19 protein-coding genes are annotated in these 18,186 nt (G+C 67.4%); 11 read left to right on the forward strand and 8 right to left on the reverse strand.

The window, feature by feature from the left end; all coding sequences use genetic code 11:
- From GKO32_RS38190 to GKO32_RS27940, 5 genes are all read left to right on the forward strand, one after another.
- A partial coding sequence (locus GKO32_RS38190) for a hypothetical protein (RefSeq protein WP_208024568.1) occupies positions 1 to 776 on the forward strand: 776 nt, incomplete at its 5' end.
- Positions 761 to 1,222, forward strand: coding sequence for a UCP033725 family protein (locus GKO32_RS27925; protein ID WP_154759892.1), 462 nt, complete (start codon positions 761 to 763; stop codon positions 1,220 to 1,222). The genes GKO32_RS38190 and GKO32_RS27925, both read left to right, overlap by 16 nt.
- Positions 1,219 to 1,884 (forward strand): hypothetical protein, encoded by a 666-nt coding sequence (locus GKO32_RS27930; protein ID WP_154759893.1) that lies wholly within the window; start codon positions 1,219 to 1,221, stop codon positions 1,882 to 1,884. Before GKO32_RS27925 ends, GKO32_RS27930 begins: the two co-directional genes overlap by 4 nt.
- Positions 1,881 to 2,318 (forward strand): hypothetical protein, encoded by a 438-nt coding sequence (locus tag GKO32_RS27935; RefSeq protein ID WP_154759894.1) that lies wholly within the window; start codon positions 1,881 to 1,883, stop codon positions 2,316 to 2,318. The genes GKO32_RS27930 and GKO32_RS27935 overlap by 4 nt, the downstream gene beginning before the upstream one ends.
- Before the next feature lie 24 nt (positions 2,319 to 2,342).
- Complete coding sequence (locus tag GKO32_RS27940) at positions 2,343 to 4,460, forward strand: ArnT family glycosyltransferase (RefSeq protein WP_312868649.1); 2,118 nt, start codon at positions 2,343 to 2,345, stop codon at positions 4,458 to 4,460.
- Here GKO32_RS27940 and GKO32_RS27945 read toward each other — a convergent pair.
- The 7 genes from GKO32_RS27945 to dprE1 all read right to left on the reverse strand — a co-directional run bounded on the left by GKO32_RS27945 (position 4,454) and on the right by dprE1 (position 11,930).
- Positions 4,454 to 5,023: a hypothetical protein gene (locus GKO32_RS27945; protein ID WP_312868650.1), complete on the reverse strand. Its 570-nt coding sequence runs from the start codon at positions 5,021 to 5,023 to the stop codon at positions 4,454 to 4,456. The two genes, GKO32_RS27940 and GKO32_RS27945, sit on opposite strands and share 7 nt — an antisense overlap.
- Positions 5,020 to 5,694: a hypothetical protein gene (locus tag GKO32_RS27950; protein WP_154759895.1), complete on the reverse strand. Its 675-nt coding sequence runs from the start codon at positions 5,692 to 5,694 to the stop codon at positions 5,020 to 5,022. Before GKO32_RS27950 ends, GKO32_RS27945 begins: the two co-directional genes overlap by 4 nt.
- Positions 5,691 to 7,178, reverse strand: coding sequence for a WXG100 family type VII secretion target (locus GKO32_RS27955; protein WP_154759896.1), 1,488 nt, complete (start codon positions 7,176 to 7,178; stop codon positions 5,691 to 5,693). The genes GKO32_RS27950 and GKO32_RS27955 overlap by 4 nt, the downstream gene beginning before the upstream one ends.
- Positions 7,175 to 7,645: a YbaB/EbfC family nucleoid-associated protein gene (locus tag GKO32_RS27960; RefSeq protein WP_154759897.1), complete on the reverse strand. Its 471-nt coding sequence runs from the start codon at positions 7,643 to 7,645 to the stop codon at positions 7,175 to 7,177. Before GKO32_RS27960 ends, GKO32_RS27955 begins: the two co-directional genes overlap by 4 nt.
- 193 nt (positions 7,646 to 7,838) lie before the next feature.
- Positions 7,839 to 9,785, reverse strand: a complete 1,947-nt coding sequence (locus tag GKO32_RS27965; protein WP_154759898.1) for an arabinofuranosyltransferase — start codon at positions 9,783 to 9,785, stop codon at positions 7,839 to 7,841.
- A 10-nt stretch (positions 9,786 to 9,795) separates the two neighbouring features.
- The gene (gene dprE2 / locus GKO32_RS27970; protein WP_312868651.1) at positions 9,796 to 10,551 is read right to left on the reverse strand and encodes a decaprenylphospho-beta-D-erythro-pentofuranosid-2-ulose 2-reductase; all 756 of its coding nucleotides are present in this window, start codon (positions 10,549 to 10,551) and stop codon (positions 9,796 to 9,798) included.
- Positions 10,548 to 11,930 carry a decaprenylphosphoryl-beta-D-ribose oxidase gene (gene dprE1 / locus GKO32_RS27975; RefSeq protein WP_312868652.1) on the reverse strand — a complete coding sequence of 461 codons (1,383 nt, stop codon included), beginning with the start codon at positions 11,928 to 11,930 and terminating at the stop codon, positions 10,548 to 10,550. Before dprE1 ends, dprE2 begins: the two co-directional genes overlap by 4 nt.
- 94 nt (positions 11,931 to 12,024) lie before the next feature.
- Here dprE1 and GKO32_RS27980 point away from each other — a divergent pair, with 94 nt between their 5' ends.
- From GKO32_RS27980 to GKO32_RS28000, 5 genes are all read left to right on the forward strand, one after another.
- On the forward strand, positions 12,025 to 12,480 hold the full coding sequence (locus GKO32_RS27980; protein WP_312868653.1) for a GtrA family protein: 456 nt from the start codon (positions 12,025 to 12,027) through the stop codon (positions 12,478 to 12,480).
- A gap of 38 nt (positions 12,481 to 12,518) precedes the next feature.
- The gene (locus tag GKO32_RS27985) at positions 12,519 to 14,444 is read left to right on the forward strand and encodes a glycosyltransferase (protein WP_154759900.1); all 1,926 of its coding nucleotides are present in this window, start codon (positions 12,519 to 12,521) and stop codon (positions 14,442 to 14,444) included.
- A gap of 103 nt (positions 14,445 to 14,547) precedes the next feature.
- Positions 14,548 to 15,012, forward strand: coding sequence for a hypothetical protein (locus GKO32_RS27990; RefSeq protein WP_154759901.1), 465 nt, complete (start codon positions 14,548 to 14,550; stop codon positions 15,010 to 15,012).
- A 9-nt stretch (positions 15,013 to 15,021) separates the two neighbouring features.
- A complete protein-coding gene (locus GKO32_RS27995) occupies positions 15,022 to 15,600 on the forward strand; it encodes a DUF3558 family protein (RefSeq protein WP_246244802.1) in 579 nt (192 codons plus the stop codon).
- A gap of 3 nt (positions 15,601 to 15,603) precedes the next feature.
- Entirely contained in the window at positions 15,604 to 17,049 is a 1,446-nt protein-coding gene (locus GKO32_RS28000; RefSeq protein ID WP_154759903.1) for a hypothetical protein, read from the forward strand.
- A 1-nt stretch (position 17,050) separates the two neighbouring features.
- Here the strand turns inward: GKO32_RS28000 and GKO32_RS28005 are convergent, their stop codons facing one another.
- Entirely contained in the window at positions 17,051 to 17,293 is a 243-nt protein-coding gene (locus GKO32_RS28005; protein ID WP_154759904.1) for a hypothetical protein, read from the reverse strand.
- Positions 17,294 to 17,398: 105 nt separating this feature from the next.
- Here GKO32_RS28005 and GKO32_RS28010 point away from each other — a divergent pair, with 105 nt between their 5' ends.
- On the forward strand, positions 17,399 to 18,157 hold the full coding sequence (locus GKO32_RS28010; protein ID WP_154759905.1) for an ESX secretion-associated protein EspG: 759 nt from the start codon (positions 17,399 to 17,401) through the stop codon (positions 18,155 to 18,157).
- Positions 18,158 to 18,186: the final 29 nt, after the last annotated feature.

The raw sequence follows: 18,186 nt of genomic DNA on the forward strand, positions 1-18,186 counted from the left end.
GTGGCACCCCGCCGCCGACCACGCCGTCCGGCACCGGCTCCGGGCCGCGCTCGTGGCGCGAGGAGATCAAGGACCATTTCAGTCCCAGCGAGCAACGTGAGCTCGACGCCGCGCTGGGCAAGATGTCCGACGATCCGCGACCGGGCGAGGTGCCCGGCTCCGGACAGCTGACCCAGCACGAGCGCGAACTCGTTGCCGAGGCCCAGAAACTGGTCACCATCTCGCCGGACACGCGGATGCAGAAGGTCATCCCGCCCGGCGACGTCGACAAGTACCTCGACGGGACCTACGGCCAGGTGGGCGGATTCGTCGCCCGGCAGCAGGACGCGACCCATATGTCCAATCCGGACGATCTGATCCGCGGAAACCGCTTGGACTACACGGGAACTCCGTATTCGCCCGGGATGTCCGAGGTGCACGTGATCGAGTTCCGGGCCGGAACGCCGGACAATTACCAGATCCCGTTCGGCGCCCCGTACGGCGGCGCGAGCGGGCTCGACGCGAGTCATCCCGACGTGACGAGGGCGAGCGACGACATGGTCACCGGCGCACGCAGCGCGGGTGTCGATCCGGGCAGCTACTACCGGAACAACTCGGAATGGCCCTACAGCGGCATCGGTGTCACCGCGGATAAGGACATGGGCGTGCCCGAGCGCACCATGACCGACCGGAAGGACTTCGAAGACGGGGACACGATGTACAAGTACACCGCGAGCGGTGACAAGATCCCGGTGGCGCGCTTCGACGAGACGGTCGGTCAGTGGGTGAGGCTGTGATGCCGTACCAGCCGCACCGGCACGGCGTGCACGCCGTGGTCAACGGGCACACCTATCCCGCGCGCTACAACTCGGCGAAACGGGTCGCGTTCATTTCGTTGTCCGCGCCGGAAAATCCCGACCCCGGCGTGTTCGAGTGGAACGAGACGCACCAGCTGTGGGTCGCGCAGGTGCCCGCGGGCGAGTGCGAGCGGGTGTTCCGGATTTCCCCGTACGCCAGGTTTTTCGGCCATCGGTGCTATGTGGACAGTCTGACCATGGAGTCCGCCGAGCTGATCTACGCCGGTACCGACGAGGATTGGGCCCAGCGCAACGGTTTCCAGCAGCACGACCGAGGCACGTTCCGGCGTACCGTGCCGAGTGTCGAGCTGTACGACTACCACGAGGAACAGTGGGATCTGCTGTTCGACGACTGGCGGTCCGCCACGTTCGGGGAGGTGCCATGATTCCCGGCTCCGGTCGGCTGAGCGAGCACGAGCGCGAGCTGGTCGCGCGCGTTCACCGTGCCGTCGTGATCGAACCCGGCACCATCATGCTCAAGGTGTTGCGGCCCGGGAGCATCGAACGCTATCTGCGGCACGAGATCTCGCCCGGCGTGTGGGGCCAGGCGCCGCCGTTCGATCACCGGCTCGTCGGTGGCACCGTGGTGCGCAAACAGGATTGCGGCCGGTTGCGCACTCCGGCGGATTTCGTGCATGCGCTGCGGTTGGACTATCCGCTCAGCCCGTTCCATCCCGGATTGCCGATGCTGCACACGATGGAGTTCCCCGCGATGGACCCGGCGCAGTACGTGACCCCGCTGGGTGCGCCGTCGCAGCCCTATCCCGAGGACGGTTTCCCGCCCGACCACGCCGAAGTCGAGCTGGTCGCCGCGGCCATGGCACAGGCGGCCGAGCGCGCCGGGGTGAACCCGAACACGGTCCGCCGCGAGGTGCGGCCGTGGCCGTTTACCGGCACCGGGCTGACCGCCGATGCGGACGGCGGGGTGCCCGAGCGCTGGCGAAGGTTCGGCCCGATCCCGGCGGGTGCGGCGATCGTCGAGTACCCGCAGGCGAAACCGGTCGCGGTGTACCGGGGAGAAGCGTTCGGCTGGGCGGTGACGCGATGAGTTACCGGCGGCCGCGCAGCGGCATCATCGCGACCATCGACGGCCGGGAGTACGAAGCGAACTCGTACCCGCGCGAAGGTGCCCTCACACTCGTCTCGCGCGAAACCGAGAACCCCGACCCGACCCTGTTCGTCGAGCAGGACGGGCAGTGGCTGGGCACGGTTCCGGTCGCGCGGTGCGAGCGGCTCGCCGAGGTGACCACCGTCGCGGATCACCTCGGGCATACCTGTCAGGTCATCAGCATCGCCGAGGACGGTACGACGGGCCTCTACTACCTCGGTGACGACATGGCCGCGATGCCGCGTGACGGGTTCGTCCAGACCGACGCCGGCACCTGGGCGAAGACGGTGCATATCGGAGAACTGATGCGATACCGGGAACTGCACCGTGACCTGCTGTTCGACGCGTGGGTGCGGGGTGGCGCCACCTCGTGATGGCGCGGGAACGTACAGTTCCGTGTGACCGAAGTGCTGAACACCACCCGGGAAACCGGCCGCACCCACAGCTTTGTGAGCAGCCGGAAACCCGATCTTGTGCCCTGGCTGCTCGGCGGACTCGCGCTGGTTCTCGGCGCACTGTTCGTCATCTCCGATCTCGCGGCCAACCAGGGCGAGCTCATCGCGCCACTCGACGACGTGTACATCCATCTGCAGTACGGACGGCAGCTGGGGCTGGGGCATTTCTTCCAGTTCAACACCGGTGACCAGATCAGCACCGGCGCCAGCAGTTTCCTGTACGCGCTGATTCTCGGTGGGGCCTACGCGATCGGGTTCCAGGGCCCGTGGTTCCTCGCCTTCGCGGTCGGTTTCAACCTGCTGTGCTTCGCCGCCGCCGTCGTGCTGACCTACCTGCTCGGGTCACGGCTCGTCGCGCGTTCGGTCGGCGGGTGGACCGCGCTGCTGGTCGCGGTCAGCGGGCCGGTGCTGTGGGGGAGCAGCAGCGGTATGGAAGTCGGCATCACGATGCTGCTCGTCGTCGCGGCGGTGCTGGTGTTCGCACACGAGGCGCCCGGCGGCCTTTTCGTGTTCACCCCGCTCGTGGGGGTGCTGCTCGCGCTCGTCCGGCCGGAAGGGCTGATCTTCGCAGGGTTTCTCATACTCGCGTCGTGGTGGGTCCTGTGGACCCAAAGGCACACCACGGGTCGGGTGCGCTCTCTGGTGCGCTGGCCGTGGACGGTGCTCCCGCTGCTCGCGGGCGTCGGTCAGCTGGCGTTCTACGCGCTCGCCACCGGCACCACCTCGGCCAACGGCATCCAGTCGAAGTCGCTGCTGCACGACGCGCCGCTGTTCTACCTCGGCGTGTTCGTCGACCGCACCACCGACAACCTGCGCCGGCTCGCCGGCACCTTTCTCGGCTTCACCAATGGGGATTTCGCGTTTCCTGGTGCGCTGCTGCTGTTCTTCGCCGGCGCTTTGTACCTGATCGTGCTGCGGCGGGCCTGGCGGCCGCTTTTGGTGGCGCTCGCGGCCGGGTCGGTCGCGGTCATGATCTCAGTGTCCACTTTGAACACCGCGCTCTTCCACAACCTGCGCTACCAGCAGCCTTTCCTGCCGATCCTGCTGCTGTTCGCGGTGTCCGGCGCCTATGGCGTCACGCGCGCGGTACCGCATTCAGCGCGGCGGGTCACGTTGCACGGCGGCCTCGCGGTGGTGCTGGTGTTCTCGCTGGTCGCGCTGCCGACCTGGATCGTCCGCTTCGGCCGCGACGCGGAAACGATCCGCGACACCGATGTTTCCGTCGGCGCGTGGATTGCCGAGAACCTGCCGCCGGGGGTGAGCATCGGGGTGAAGGACGTCGGCGCGGTCGCCTACTTCGGCCGGCACCGGGTGGTCGACCTGATCGGCCTGGCCACCAACGGTCTCGCCGCGCCGTCGAACAACGGAATCGGCTCGCTGTACGAGGCGGTGCGGCAGTTGCCGCCAGGGCAGCGGCCGGAGTACTTCGCGACCTACGACACCGGCCCCGGCGTGTCGATGGCGCCGCTGCGGGACGCCGGCATCCTGAACCGGGAACCGGTGCAGCGGTTCAAGATGCAGACGCCGGCCGACGTCGCGGGCAACGTCATCGTGCCGTTCACGGAGCTCGACATCTGGCGCACGGACTGGACTCTCGCCGGCAGCGGGGACGCCCAGCAGGTGCCGGGCCGGCTGCGTGACTACGTCAACGTCGGCGATCTGCGCAACGAGGCCGCGCACGCGTACGAGCCGCGAATGGCGCAGGTCGGCATGCAGCCGTTCAGCATCGTCACGCGCGTCGGCGACGTCATCGACAGCGGCCGCACCATCGCCGGTGGCGAAGCGTTCACCGCGCACGATCTCGAGCCGGGCCGCCCGCTGACGATCACGTCCCGCACCGCGATGGACGGGATCGTGCCGGACATGTCGGTGTTCGTGGACGGCAAACCGGCCGGCACCTGGACGCGGACCCCCGGCACGGGCGGCTGGGAGACCTACACCTACACGATCCCGGGTTCGCTCATCACGGGGTCGAGCGCGCACATCGAGATCACGCAGCCACGGCCGCTGCTCAACCCGTACCCGATCTACAACTCCTACGGTTACTGGCTGAGTCAATAACGAGCGACGCGGGCCGCGGCCATCGGGTCACGCAGCAGAAGGACCGACCCGTCGGCGAAACCGACCCGGATCACCTGTGGCGGCGGCACGCTGCGGCCCACGTAGCCGGCGGTGACGCGGACCTGCCGCGGATCGGTCTCGCAGAACGTGGTGAACACACTGTCGTTGCGGCCGAACAGTTTCGTCGGGTAGACGATGGCGACCCGCTGGTCGCTCACCGCGAGCCGTGCCTCGCCGCGGCTGTGCGCGAGGTGATCGGCGAACAGCACGGCCCGCTGGTCCGGCTGCTCGGCGTGCACGAAGCACCCGACGGTCGGGTCGTCGGACCAGTCCTCCTCGAGCACATCCGGCGACGGCAACGGCCACCGCAGACGGCCGAGATCGAGCTCCGGCATGTCGCTGATGGGCTCGTGCGGCAGGCGCGCTTCGTCACCGATGCGCGCTCGGACGTACGCGCGGATCGGCTCCGAACCGAAACCGAGCCGCTCGCCGCGCTGCGTCCAGTACCTGCTCAGCTCACCGGTGATGATCTCGTCGTTCTTCTTCGCGATGTACTGATTCACCGGACCATCCGCTCGAACACCGCAGGATCGTCGACCTGGAAGAGGAAATCGATCCCGGAACCGTCCACAAACGACAGTCGAAGGCAAGGCTTGCGCCGACGCTGCGCCGGGGCCACGCTCGCGATCCTGGACTGGGGGACCTCCGCGATGATCTTCCGCTCCGGGATCACCACCGACTTGCCCTCGACGTGCTCGCCATAGTTGCGCTTGGTGTCGGTGAGTATCTTCGCGACATCCTTGCCGAAGGTGAACAAGCTCCTGGCGAACCCTTCGGGCTCACGCTCCGGGGGCAGCCCGAGGATCAGCAGCCGGTGCGCGGTGAGCGCCCAGATCCACGACAGGCGCTTGCCTGGTTCTCCGTGCGCCACAACGGTTTCGTGAGCGATACCTGCCTTGTGCTCGCCGAACACGAGCACGTCGGCCGGCGGCGGCTTGTCCGGGCCGCTGTCGCTTCCGCCGAGCACCGCCTCGAAAGCGAAGTCCCCGGCGACGTTGCCCGCCGCGCGCAGACTCCGCGACAGCAAGCCCTTTTTCTTTTCCCCCAACGGATCGAGTTTTTCGATGTCGTAGTAGTACGCGCCCTTGCCTGCCGCCGCCCACAGCAGCCGCTCGTCCGCCGCCAGCTGGGTGCGTGCGATGGAAGCGGCGCCCACCGGGTCTTCGAGGCTCATTCGAGCGTGAATCCTCGTTCCTCGGTCTCCCGACGGTCCTCTTCGGACTCCGGGTTCTGCGCTTTGTTGTACCCGTACTTGACGCCCTGCTCGACCGCGAGACCGGGCACGTTCTCCATCGCGCCCCGGTAGGTGGCCTTGCCGACGGAACTGGTGCCGCTCATGCCCATCGCCCGCAACCCGGCCTCGGCGAGGTTCGTGGTGAGGGCATCCGCGCCCTCGCCGTCCACGCCGAAGCGGCCGGCGAACTTGTTGCCGGTCTTGGACGCGAGTGTCTCCGGGTTCGCCTTGGTGAGGATCTTGCCGAGTGGGTGCTTGTCGATCTGGTCGGCGAGCCGCTTCTGCAGGAAGTTCCCGTTCCGCAGGTTCTCCATCTTCTCGACGGCCTTCTTCAGCGGCCCGCTGCGCAGCTTCTGCAAGATCTTCTCGAGCTTCTCGATCAGCGGCTTGAGCTTGCCGAGTAACTGCTTGACCTTCATCCCCAGCCGTCCACCGGTGACTCCCACCTCGGCGGCTGTGGCACCCTCCGCGGCCGCGACCGAAGCACCGGCGGTGATCCACGACGCGGCGAGCGCGGCGAGCCATTCGATGATCAGGCCCATCACCAGCTCTTGCAGGATGTCCACGACGATCTCGACGAACGCGTCGAACAGATCAGCCGCGAGTTCCAGAATCTGTTGCACCCCACGGACATCGTCGGCGAGCGCCTTCGACCCGTCGGAGAACTCGCCCAGCTGGGTGCGGAAAGCGTCACCAGCGTCGCCCTGCCACGGCTGTTTCGTCGCGTCCGCACGAGTTTTCTCGTGCTCCCCGACGCCGTCGAGCCAGTCGGCCACCTGCGACCAGCCCTGCGCGGTGCTGCGCATCTGCTCCGGGTCACCGATCGCGGGTTCGAGGATCAGCTCGACGAGCGGGCTGAGCACGATGGAGATCAGGAACCCGAGTCCGTTGTCGAGAAACGCGCTGCCGGGGCTGGTGATCAGCTGCAGCTGCTCCATCCGGGCGTTGACCGTCGCGATCGCGACGTCCGGCGGGCTGCTCGCCCGCGCGACATCACCTGCCGCGCTGACCCAGGAACTGCCGTAGCCCGCGTTCTGCTCGAAATCGCTCTTGCGAGCCGAATCGCCCGCGTGGTTGACCTCCGACAACGTGCCCGGGGCGCCGCCGCCGTCCGCGAGCGCCTCGAACTGGCCGAGCGCATCCGCGGTCGCGCTGTCCTGGCCCGAGTACAGCTGCGCGGCGAGCACCGTGTTGTCGGCGACTTGCTCCAAAAAGGACTGTGCCTGCGTGGCCAGGTTCTGGCACTCCTGCAGGCCGTCGAAGTACTTGAACGCCATCAGCTCACCGAGCGGGCCGAAGCAGTCGTCGCTCACCCTGGCCTGTTCGAGCAGCTGTGCCAGCCGGCCGAAATGCCCCGCCGCCTCCTTGGTGCCCTGGCTGTGCGCCACCAGCGCCGCGGGTTGCACCTGGAATGCTGTCGTCATTGCTCACGCCTCAGAATCGGTCCGCCGAAGTCGTCAGGTTCGACCTCCGGCGACGCCGGCCGGTTCCGGGGCGTTCGTACTGGTTGTGGTGGCCCAGGCGCCGCGGCGGGTTCGGGTGCGGCAGGACCGACCGCGGGCACGTGCGCGTTGAACGCTTCCTTGAACTGCTCGGCCCGTTCCCCGAGCACGGGCTCCACGGTCGCCTGCAACTGCGCCGCCGCCTGCTCGGTCGCCTGCCGGATCGCGCCGAGAATCTCCTTCTGCAGCTGGGTGTGTGTCTTGCGCATCGCGAGCGGCGACAAGTTCAGCCCCAGCACCGCGCCGGACGGGGCGACCGTGACGGTCACCGAGCCATCGGGATTGCGGCCCTGGCCTCGCAGCCCGGCGATCTTCTCCTTGAGCTGCGAGGCCCGCGAGGCCTGCTCCTGAAACGACCGCAGCGCACGGTCGAGCCGAGACTCCTCCATCAATCACTCCCCAAGAAACCTTCAGGGAAAGTAAAGCACGAAGATCAGTGCCGGACCACGATCGTGAACGGCCCCACCTGCCGCACGGTGAACGCAGGTGAAGCGAACAGCGAGGCCGGGAACACGTTGTAGCTCAAGATGAGACGCTGGACCGGTGCGGACGGTTCGGCCGGCAGGCGAGGTTCCACGTCCGTCAGCGGGTCCGGACCACGACGGTGAACGGGCCGACGTCGCGGGTGACGAACCGGTCCGAGGCGAACAGGTGCTGGGGGAACACCAGGCTGGTCGCCTCGATCTGTGGATATACCGGGAAGATGTTGCGGGTTACCGTCATGTGCAGCCCGTCGTCCTTGCGCGTGAACACCAACACGTTCGGCGGTGTGAACCGGCTACCGTCCATTTCGGACACCAACTGAGCCGGAGAGTCCGCCTTCGACCACGAGATGATCTCGTCACGGCGGGTGTCGAAGTCCGCTAGCGGGTTGGCGTACTCGATGATCGTGGTCTCGAAGTCCCAGTATGGCCAGAAGCTCAGGAAGTCCTGGTAGTCCGCGAGCACGGTGCTGTCGTGCTCGGGCTTGCCGGTGAGCTGGGCGATCGTGTCGTGGAGCCGCTGGTTCCAGGCGCCGTTGTCGCGGGGATCGCGCTTGCCGTCCGGTGTGGTGCCCGTGGGGTAGTAGCTGGAATACGCCAGATCGGGGAGCGGGGCTAGCGGGTCCTTCGCGCTTTGCAGCACCCCGGCCGTGCCCAGCACGCTGAGCACGGTGAGGCTCGCCACCGCCGTGCGCCGCCACTGTTCCGCGACCGCGGTCGCGAGCCACCGGGCGAGGTCTACCAGGGCGAGCGCCCCAGCGCAGCGCAGCACCACATCCATGACCAGTTCGATCTTGTACGGCAGCAATGTGATGCCGAACCGGATGCCGAGCATCGACAGCGCGTACCACAGATAGCCCGCGGCCGTGACCAGCAGCATGGCGCGCGGCAGCAGACCGTCGCGCACTCGCACGACCAGCCACACCAGCCCGGCCAGTGACAGGACGCCGAGGAAGCTGGACAGGTTGATCGGCACCGGGAACTTGGCCCCGAAGTCGGGCAGGATGCGTGAGGCCGCGTTCTGCTGTATCGGGGTGTCGAGCACGCCGGCCAGGTACGGTGCCCAATGCACGGCGGCGATCACGACCGAAGTCGCCGCGACCACGGCGAGCCGCGCGGCTACCTGCCAGACGAACCGCCGTTCCCGGCGCCAGGCGAGAATCAGCGCGACCACCGCGATGAGCACGACCACCATCGCGACGAACGCCAGCAGCAGCGTGTAGAACAACGCGAGCAGGCCGACGTATCCGCCGACGAAGATCCCGGGTAGCCACCGGTCGTTGGTGAGGTACTGCCACGCGACGGCCGCCATCGGCGGGATCAGCGCGCCGAAGACCCACGCATATGGCTCGTATGCCGCCCAAGTCGCGACGCCGACGGTACTCGTGGCGACCGCCAGCAGGACCGCGGTGCGTCTCGGCACGACCAGTGACCAGGCCGCGAACGCCAGCACCGCGGTGACCGCGAAGGTGAGGATCGCGAACGGTTTGTAGGCCTCCCAGCCTGCGAGTCCGAAGAGGTCCGCGAACCGCGCGGCGAGCCAGAACCAGCCGGAGGGGTAGTACGAAGGTACGCCCTGGAACGCGAAGTCGTGGACCGTGGCCGAGTCGGTGAGCCGGGTCAGGTACTGCGTGCGGAACGACTGGTCCGAGGAAATCCCACCGAGGTAATAACTCGTGCCCTGCAGCATGAAGGCGAGCACGGCCGTGTTGAGAACCGACAGGCCGACCCAGGCCACGACGTTGGCCACGACGCCGAAAGTGCGGCGGGTGGCCAGCCACAGCGCCGCGACCAGCGCGGCCACCGAGACGAGGCTCGTCATCGCGATCGTCACCGACGACGGCCGCGGGATGTGCAGCCGGTTGACCACCAGCTGCACCACGAGGCTGACCGCCGCGGCCACGAGCACGGCGGCCACCATCTCCAGGCACGTCCGGCCGATCCGGCGCCCGGTCAGTGGCAGGGGCGTGCCCGGATCCGTCAGTAACGGAGAATGGTTCAGACCAAAGCTGTGCGTCGGAGCGAGCGATGGAGCGGTTGTGGTCATCCGGCGGATATCAGAGCGGCAGTTTGCGGAACACCGACCGCGGAACGTGGCGCAGTATCGACATCACCAGCCGGAACTGGGCCGGCGCCCACACCAGGTCCTTGCCCTTGCGGGCCGCGTCCACCGCGATCTCGGCGACCTGCTCGGCGGTCTGCTCCAGCGGTGCCTTGCCCATGCCCTCGGTCATCTTCGTCCGGACCTGGCCGGGGCGGACGACCGTGACCCCGACGCCGTGCGGCGCAAGGGCTTCGCCGAGGTTCAGGTAGAACCCGTCGAACCCGGCCTTGGTCGAGCCGTACACGAAGTTCGATCGGCGCACCCGCTCACCGGCCACCGACGACAGCGCGATGATCCGGCCGTGGCCCTGGTTCTTGAGCTTGTCCGCCAGCGCCACGCCGACCGACACCGCGGCCGTGTAGTTGACCGTGGCCAGCTCGACGGCCTTCGCGTGGTCCTGCCAGAGTTCTTCGGCGTCGCCGAGCAGACCGAACGCGATCACCGAAACGTCGATGTCACCATCGGCGAAGATCCGGTCCAGCAATGCCGGGTGCGCCGCGGTGTCCTTCGCGTCGAAGTCCACTTCGGACACTTCCGCGCCCGCCGTGCGCAGCCTCTCCGCGGCGAGCTTGCGGCGCTCGGTCGGCCGCGCCGCGAGCACGACCTTGATCGGGCGCTCGGCAAGGTACTTGCCGGCGATCGCGAGCGCGATGTCCGACGTGCCACCGAGCAGCAGCAGGGACTGGGGGTTACCAACCGCGTCGATCACAGTTCGAGCCTCCGGCTCATGTCTGAGGCGAAAACGCCTTGGGGGTCAACGGAATGCCGGATCTTGCGCCACTCTTCCAGTCGCGGATACATCCTGGCGAACATCTCGGGCGTGGTGCGCGAGTCCTTCGCCGTGTACAGCCGGCCACCGGCGGCCAGCACCTCGTCATCCATTTCGCGGCAGAACCGGCTGAGGCCTTCCTTGATCGGGAAGTCGACGCTGAGCATCCAGCCGGGCGACGGCCACGACAACGGTGCGCGGTTGCCCTCGCCCATCCGCTTGAACACGTTGAGGAACGAGTAGTGACCGGACGTCGCGATCCGGCGGCACAGGTGCTTCAACTCGGCCTCGTGTCCGAACGGGACTGAGAACTGGTACTGCAGGAAACCCTTGGAGCCGTAGGCGCGGTTCCACTCGCTGAGCATGTCCAGCGGGTGATAGAACTGCGTCAGGTTCTGGATCTTGCCGCGGGCGCCCTTCTTCGGCACCGTCTTCTGCCAGAGATTGTTCAGCAGCCCGAAGGTCAGCTTGTTGCCCAGCCCGTTCGGGAAGACGTCCGGCAGCGTCATCAGCTGTGGCGCGTCGAACTTCAACGGGTTCTCGCGCAGTTTCGGCGGCAGCTGATCGAGTTTTGCCAGTGAGCCACGGGAAAACGTGGCGCGGCCCAGCCGCGAGTCCGAATTGATCAGGTCCGGCACCGACATCGAGTAGTCGTACGTGAGGTCTGAACCATCGGTGAACAGGGCGAGCGTCTCGTCCAGGTTCGCGGTGCGGTCCGCGTCGACGATGAAGTACGCGCTCTCGGTCTTCTTCATCTTGATCTTGGCGCGCACGATGATCCCGGTCAGCCCGACGCCCGCGACGGTCGCCCAGAACAGCTCGGCCTCGGGACCGTCCGGCGTCGCCGTGCGCACCTGACCGTCCGCGGTGATCAGGTCCAGCGACAGCACGTGATTGCCGAAACTGCCCGCGCTGTGGTGGTTCTTGCCGTGGATGTCATTGGCGATCGCGCCGCCGATGGTCACCTGGCGGGTGCCCGGCAGCACCGGCACCCACAGCCCGTGCGGCAGCGCGGCCTTCATCAGCTGGTCCAGGCTCACGCCGGCGTCGAGGTCGACGACCGCGGTGTCCGGATCGATCGAGTGGATGCGGTCCAGCGGCGTCATGTCCACGACAAGGCCGCCCGCGTTCTGTGCGGGATCGCCGTACGACCGGCCCAGCCCGCGTGCGATCACGCCTCGCTCGCCGGCCTTGGTCACCGCGCGGGCGATGACCTCCACGTCCGGCGTGCTGAGCACGTCCGCCGTGGTCGGGGCGGTGCGTCCCCAGCCGGTCAGTGTCCGCCGCTCGGTCGGAAAATCGGGAGTCGTCGCGTTCACCCGGACCAGGGTAACGATCCCCGACCGGCGGCTTGCGGCTGACCGCTTCTACACTTTCCCGGTCCTGGAAATCCCATGCCGGTGAGGTTGTGCAGTGGTGTCCACGGAACCGCAGGAGACGTCGAAAAAGCCGAAGGCTTCGCCAGGGCTGCTCGGCCAACTGGTGCGATTCGCGCTGATCGGCGGTTTCTGCGCCTGCCTTGACCTGGGCATATACACCGGCGAGCGCGCGCTGGGCATGGATCACCTGCCATGGGACACCGTGGCGCGCGCGATCAGTTTCATCGTCGGTACCACCACCGCGTATTTCCTTAACCGGAAATTCACGTTTTCCGCCGGCCGAAAAGAAGGCGCCGGCCAGGTCGGCGGTTTCGTGCTGCTCTACGCCGTGACGTTCTTCGTCGCCGTCGGCATGAACGCGCTGATGCTCGTGGTGCTGCCGGAAATGGCGTGGAAGGCGACAATCGCGTGGGTCATCTCCCAGGGCACCGCGACCGCGATCAACTTCGTGATGCTGAAATGGGTCGTGTTCCGTGAGCCGGTAGCGTGACCTCGCCGTGACCAACATCCCTGGAGGACAGCGAACCCATGGCCGGTAAGACCGCCACCGCCAAGGCCCGGAGCAACGGCTCCGCCGCGGAGAAGGAGCAGACGACGTTCTCCGAGCACACCCCCCAGGGGCGGCTGACCACCCAGCGCGGGCTCTACGCCGGTCCGTCGCCGATCGTGTCGAAGGACCTGTACGCCGAGGTCGAGGCGGGCGTGGTCACTCGTAAGCGTGACAGCATCAGTCTCGGGGAGTCGGCACGCGTCTCCGGCAACACCTATTTCGGTCGGTTCCCGGCCAGCTACTGGCAGCGGTGGACGACGGTGCGTGAAGTTCGCGCCGAGCTGGTCGTGACGGGCTCCGGTCTCGTGGCTGTCCGCGCTTCGGACTTCGAAGGTGAGCCGCGGACGGTCGCCGCGGAAGAGGTCGACGGCGCGAACCAGGCCGCGGTGAGCTTCGACCTCAAGCTCGACAAGTTCCTCGACGGCGGTGCGCTGTGGCTTGATCTGGAGACGGAAGCCGGTCAGGAGCTGAGCGTCGAGCAGGTGCGCTGGACCGTCGAGCCGCCGGAGAAGATCCGGCCGACAGCGGTGACGATCTGCACGATGAACCGCGCCGACGACTGCCTGCAGAACCTGCAGGCGCTCGCCGGGGACATCTCGTCGCTGGACACGCTCGACGCGATTTACGTCGCCGACCAGGGCACCGACCGGGTCGAGTCGCGGGACGGGTTCGCCGAGGTGTCCGCCGCGCTCGGCGAGAAGCTGCACTACATCACGCAGCCGAACCTCGGTGGGGCCGGTGGTTTCACCCGCGGTCTGTACGAGGTGGCCGGGCACACCGAGACCGAACACGCGAACGTCCTGTTCATGGACGACGACGTGTTGCTGGAGCCGGACCTGGTGATCCGGATGACGGCGTTCTCCAACCGCGCCGCGAACCCGATCATCGTCGGCGGCCAGATGCTCAACCTGCTGCACCCGCACCAGCTGCATGTCGGGGCGGAGTACGCGAACCTGAACACGCTGGAGCCGGGCAAGCCGGTCGAACACAGCCTGTCCACGGCGAACCTGCTCGGCGTCGATGAGGAGACGGGCAAGCCGAACAAGCAGGAACGGCGGCTCGACGCCGGGTACAACGGCTGGTGGTCGTGCCTGATCCCGTACGAGGTCGTGCGCGCCGTGGGTTACCCGATGCCGTTCTTCTTCCAGTGGGACGACGCGGAGTACAGCTACCGCGCGCGGGCGCACGGTTTCCCGACGGTGACGCTGCCCGGTGCCGGGGTGTGGCATGCGGACTTCCACTGGAAGGACTGGGACGAGTGGCACCGGTACTTCAACCTGCGTAACTCGATCATCACCGCGGCGCTGTACAGCGAGTTCAACCTGACGGTGTTGTCGCGGGTGCTGATGGCGCAGCTGATCCGGTACCTGCTGGGGATGCAGTACGGCCTGACGCACACCCTGATCAAGGCGGTCGAGGACTTCCTGGAGGGTCCGGACATCCTGCGTGACGGCGGGGTCGCCGCGATGCAGGAGATCCGGGAGATCCGGGCGCGTTATCCGGAAACGAAACGCTATGACCCGACCGAGGTCCCGGGCATTGCGTCGAACGACATCGGCATCATCAACGGCGGCGGCCGGCCTGCGTTGCAGCGGCTGGTGCTGATCAAGCGCATCGTCGACCGGTTGCGTGGACGTTCGCGGTTCGGCCTCGGCGCGATCCCGATGGACGAGGCCACATGGTGGCACGTGGCGCTTTTCGACACGGCTGTGGTGACCGACGCGAACCAGGAAGGCGTACGGATCCGCAAGTACGACCGCGACCGCATGTTCGACCTCGGCAAGCGCGGGCTGCGCGTGATCAACCGGCTGCGCAAGGAAGGGCGTGGCGTGCAGGCCCAGTACCAGCGGGCGATGCCGCAGCTCACCAGCCGGGAGAACTGGAAGCGCCTGTACGAGCTGTAGGCCCGCTCCGGTCGTTGTCGGAAGTTTCTGCGTGAAAGCGCCATGGCGACCGGTCTGTGCCCAGTAAACTCCGCGACGTGACCGGACGAGAGGGGGGACAGCGATGACGGGCTTCGTGCCGAACGCAGGCCAGCCGACGGCCGCCGGTGTCGAAGGAGCGATAGGCGCCGCGATCGGCGGTGCCCTCAGCGCGGGAGCCATCGCAACCACCACGGCTGAGGTACAGAAACTGGTCGACTCCGCCAAATCCGGCGGCTTCGCGATCAGCGAAGAAGGCGCGAACGAGTACATCCGGGTGTTCCAAGGCTTCGAGGATGTACTGGCGGAGGTTCGGGACACGCTCGTCAACGCGGGTCAGGCGCCGAAACTCGGCTCCAGCGATTACGCCAAGCAGGTCGCATCTCACGTCCAGCGCATCGCTAATGGCGACGCTCAGTCGTACGCAACTGCGCTCAGCTCGCTCGCGGTTGTCGTACGGCAGGCTCGGGAAGCGTTCGAACAAGCCAAGAAGAACTATGCGCACATGGACGACGAGGCGGCGCGGACATTCAGTGGGTTGCAGGCCTGATCCATGCTGATGATCAAGCGTAAGGCAGCGGTACCAGCGGTTTTGCTCGTCCTGGCCGGAGTCGCGGCTTGCTCGAGCCCACGGACGGAATCACCGTCCCCCATCGGCGGGCCGAGTTCTGCATCGACGGTGACGTCAGAATCGCGGCCCACCGGGGGCGGGCAGCTCGCCTCAGTGAACGCATGCGATCTGCTGACCGATCAGGAAGCCGCCCAGTTCAACGCTCGAGGACCTGGTCGCTCCGATTCGGCCGGAGCGACCGGAGCGACGAGTGCGTGCCAACGTTCCGGCCGATCCGCCGACGACAGCTCGACAAGCTTCACCGTCTCGGTGCGTGCTGAGCAGGGATTGGCCGATGTCAACGCCGACGGCGGCACCCTCACCTCGGGCAGCGTCAACAACCGCCCCGCCACTCAAGTCACGGGCAGTGTCGGTGCCACGTGCTTGATCTCCCTCGGGGTCACCAAGACGTCCCGGGTCGACATCTCATTTGTCATCGGAGCAGGCACCGAGCCGACCGAAGCCTGCCGCACCGCTTCACAGATCGCCAACATCGTCGAGCCGAAGCTGCCGAAGTACGAGGGGTAGGCCATGACCACACCGAACCAGGGGCTGGACCAGTACAACGCAGGCGGCCAGTACGTCTCGCCTGAGGAGGCGCTCAAGCAGCAGCTGATCGCCCAGGGGTATGACCCCAACAACCAGGGTTTCTGGGACACGCTGAACAACCTGGTCGCCCAGGCCAAGGCCAACGCCGCCGCCACGCAGCAGCGGACTCAGCAGAGCCGGCAACTCAGCCAGGATGTCGAGGTCCGCAGTGGGCTGACCCCGCCCGGCGGGACGTACCACGGTTTCGAGCACCAGCAGCTCTACGACATGGTCCAGACCGTCAACCCCAGTCAGGTGACCGGGGTGTCCAGCTCCTGGACCCAGCTGGCCAACGCGATGGCCACGTTCGGCCAGCAACTGAACCAGGCCGCCGGCAAGTCCGGCGCCACCTGGAAAGGCGACGCGGCCGAGTCGGCCTTCAACTTCGTCTCCGGGCTCGGCACCTGGAGCGACCAGAGCGGTCAGGCCGCGCAGCTCGCCGCCGATCAGGTGTACAGCCAGTCCTCGGCCGCCGAGACCGCCAAGAACACCATGCCCGAGCCCATCCCGTTCAGCTGGTCCGACGAGATGAAGAGCTGGGCCTCCTCGAGCCCGTTCGACCTCATCGACAACATCGACAAGTCCCTGCAGAAACAAAAAGACAGCCAGGACGCGCACGACCAGGCGGTACAGGTGATGTCGGCCTATGACAACAACCTCTACACCGCCGCCTCGCAAGCCCCTGCCTTCAACCCGCCGCCCACGTTCGACGGCCCGGGCATCGGTTCCGTCGGCCACATCAGCGGCGGCCTGCTGGGCACGACGTCCTCCTCCTACAGCGGCCCGACCGGTGGCAGCCTCGGCACCGGCGCGACCGGACCCAGCTCGGAAGCCGGCTCGCTCAGCGGTAGCCTCACCGGCTTCACGCCGCCCGCCCTCAACCACGGCATCAAGACCGGCGGCACCACCACACCCGGCATCACGACCGCGCAGGGATTCCGGCCGGGCAACACCAACGCCGGCTCTACCGCCGGTTCGGATCTCGGCGCGACCGGGCTCGGTGCCATGGGCGGGCTGCCGCTGGGTGCGATGGGTGGCCTCGGCGGCGTGGGTGACGCCGAGGAGTACTCCGGCAAGGTCGGCCGCGGCGGTGGTGGATCGTTCGGGCCCGGTGGCTCGGGCAGCGGCTCAGCCGCGAGCAGCGGTGGCGCCGGCGGGCAGAGCTCGGCACGGGCAGGCGGCGTAGGTGCGGCCGAGACCGCCGCGGGTGGGGCCGGCCGCACGGGCGCGGCGGGACGCCCCGGCGCGGGGGCCGGGATGGGTCATGGCGGCAAGGGGAAAGGCGAGGAGGACGAGGAGCACCAGCGTCCGACCTGGCTCATCGAGCCCGACCCGGACGAGGTTTTCGGCACCAGCCAGCGCACCGCACCGCCGGTCATCGGTGAGTGAGTCAGCGCAGCCCGAAAACTTTTCCCTTTCGCTGCAGGTCGTCGATATAAGCGACGGCGACCTGCGCGAAATTGACGGAGATCCGGAATTCTTCTTTGGTCTGCACGGATTCCGTGGAACCGTGTTCGAGCCACAGCGGGAGTCGTGACGCCAGTTCCGGCAGCCCTTCCTCGGGCAGTGCGAACACGAGCGGTTCACCGCCGGAGGCGAGATGCAGAACAAGCGCGGGTTTTGTCTCAGTCATGTGTCCACCACAGCAGTTTCCGATCTTGCCCGGCAACCCGGTTCGCTGAAAGCAGAGAATGGGTCGGCTAATGTGCTGCACTGACGATTCCGAGGGGGAAACGCCATGCCACACCAGTTTTCGCTGTCGTTGACGGCGTTGGACGTGCTGCTGGAACAGCTGCGGCTCGGCCGGGCTCCGGCGCCGTTCGAGGTGCCCTACACCGGCACCACCGTCGAGCAGCGGGCCCAGGTGCGGGGCGCGGTGTTCCGCGAGCTGGAGTCCCAGGGCCTGGCCGGGCGCGGTCGCTTCGACCCGGATCTGGAGCTGGCGCTGCACACCTTCACCGGCGCCCCCATCGCGATCACCGCCGTGGCGCAGCTCGACGACGGCAAGCAGCTGTTCGCTCGCGCCGCGTCCGACCGGCAGTACGCGGTCGTCGCCAGGCAGGACCGGGATGCGGTGATCTTCACCGACGTGCGGCCGACCGCGCTGGTGCCTGGCATTGTCGACCTGTTGCCGCTCACCCCCGCGGCGGCGGGCCAGTCCGTCACGGTCGCGAAGCCGGCGAAGCGCGCGAAGCACCGCCGCGACGACGACAGTTACGACCCGTTCGCCGGGGTCGGCAAACCTCGTTCGAGCGCGCCGGCCCAACTGCGGGTGGTCGAACGGATCTTCCAGAAACCGAAACTGCGCATCGGCCAGTTCGGCGCTGTCGTGCAGGGCCGGCGGCTGACCCCGACGGCGTGGTTCGACACCGAGGAAGGCCGTTACTTCGTCACGTCACGCCAGGCCGAGGACGGGCAAAACTGGCTCACCTATGCGCCCGCGGACAACGCCCGCATCGCGCACCACCTGCACGAGCAATTGCAGGGCTACTTCTGAGCACCTCGTCACAATAGGTGGTCGCACGG

Origin of the sequence: Amycolatopsis pithecellobii (assembly GCF_009707865.1) — a bacterium.
Taxonomy (GTDB): domain Bacteria; phylum Actinomycetota; class Actinomycetes; order Mycobacteriales; family Pseudonocardiaceae; genus Amycolatopsis_E; species Amycolatopsis_E pithecellobii.

What these genes read in the sequence shown, in the direction of transcription:
- GKO32_RS27930 (WP_154759893.1), top strand. Translation starts at nt 1,219, where the DNA reads ATGATTCCCGGCTCCGGTCGGCTGAGCGAGCACGAGCGCGAGCTGGTC.
- GKO32_RS27935 (WP_154759894.1), top strand. Translation starts at nt 1,881, where the DNA reads ATGAGTTACCGGCGGCCGCGCAGCGGCATCATCGCGACCATCGACGGC.
- GKO32_RS27950 (WP_154759895.1), bottom strand. Translation starts at nt 5,694, where the DNA reads ATGAGCCTCGAAGACCCGGTGGGCGCCGCTTCCATCGCACGCACCCAG.
- GKO32_RS27955 (WP_154759896.1), bottom strand. Translation starts at nt 7,178, where the DNA reads ATGACGACAGCATTCCAGGTGCAACCCGCGGCGCTGGTGGCGCACAGC.
- GKO32_RS27960 (WP_154759897.1), bottom strand. Translation starts at nt 7,645, where the DNA reads ATGGAGGAGTCTCGGCTCGACCGTGCGCTGCGGTCGTTTCAGGAGCAG.
- GKO32_RS27965 (WP_154759898.1), bottom strand. Translation starts at nt 9,785, where the DNA reads ATGACCACAACCGCTCCATCGCTCGCTCCGACGCACAGCTTTGGTCTG.
- GKO32_RS27985 (WP_154759900.1), top strand. Translation starts at nt 12,519, where the DNA reads ATGGCCGGTAAGACCGCCACCGCCAAGGCCCGGAGCAACGGCTCCGCC.
- GKO32_RS27990 (WP_154759901.1), top strand. Translation starts at nt 14,548, where the DNA reads ATGACGGGCTTCGTGCCGAACGCAGGCCAGCCGACGGCCGCCGGTGTC.
- GKO32_RS27995 (WP_246244802.1), top strand. Translation starts at nt 15,022, where the DNA reads ATGATCAAGCGTAAGGCAGCGGTACCAGCGGTTTTGCTCGTCCTGGCC.
- GKO32_RS28000 (WP_154759903.1), top strand. Translation starts at nt 15,604, where the DNA reads ATGACCACACCGAACCAGGGGCTGGACCAGTACAACGCAGGCGGCCAG.
- GKO32_RS28005 (WP_154759904.1), bottom strand. Translation starts at nt 17,293, where the DNA reads ATGACTGAGACAAAACCCGCGCTTGTTCTGCATCTCGCCTCCGGCGGT.
- GKO32_RS28010 (WP_154759905.1), top strand. Translation starts at nt 17,399, where the DNA reads ATGCCACACCAGTTTTCGCTGTCGTTGACGGCGTTGGACGTGCTGCTG.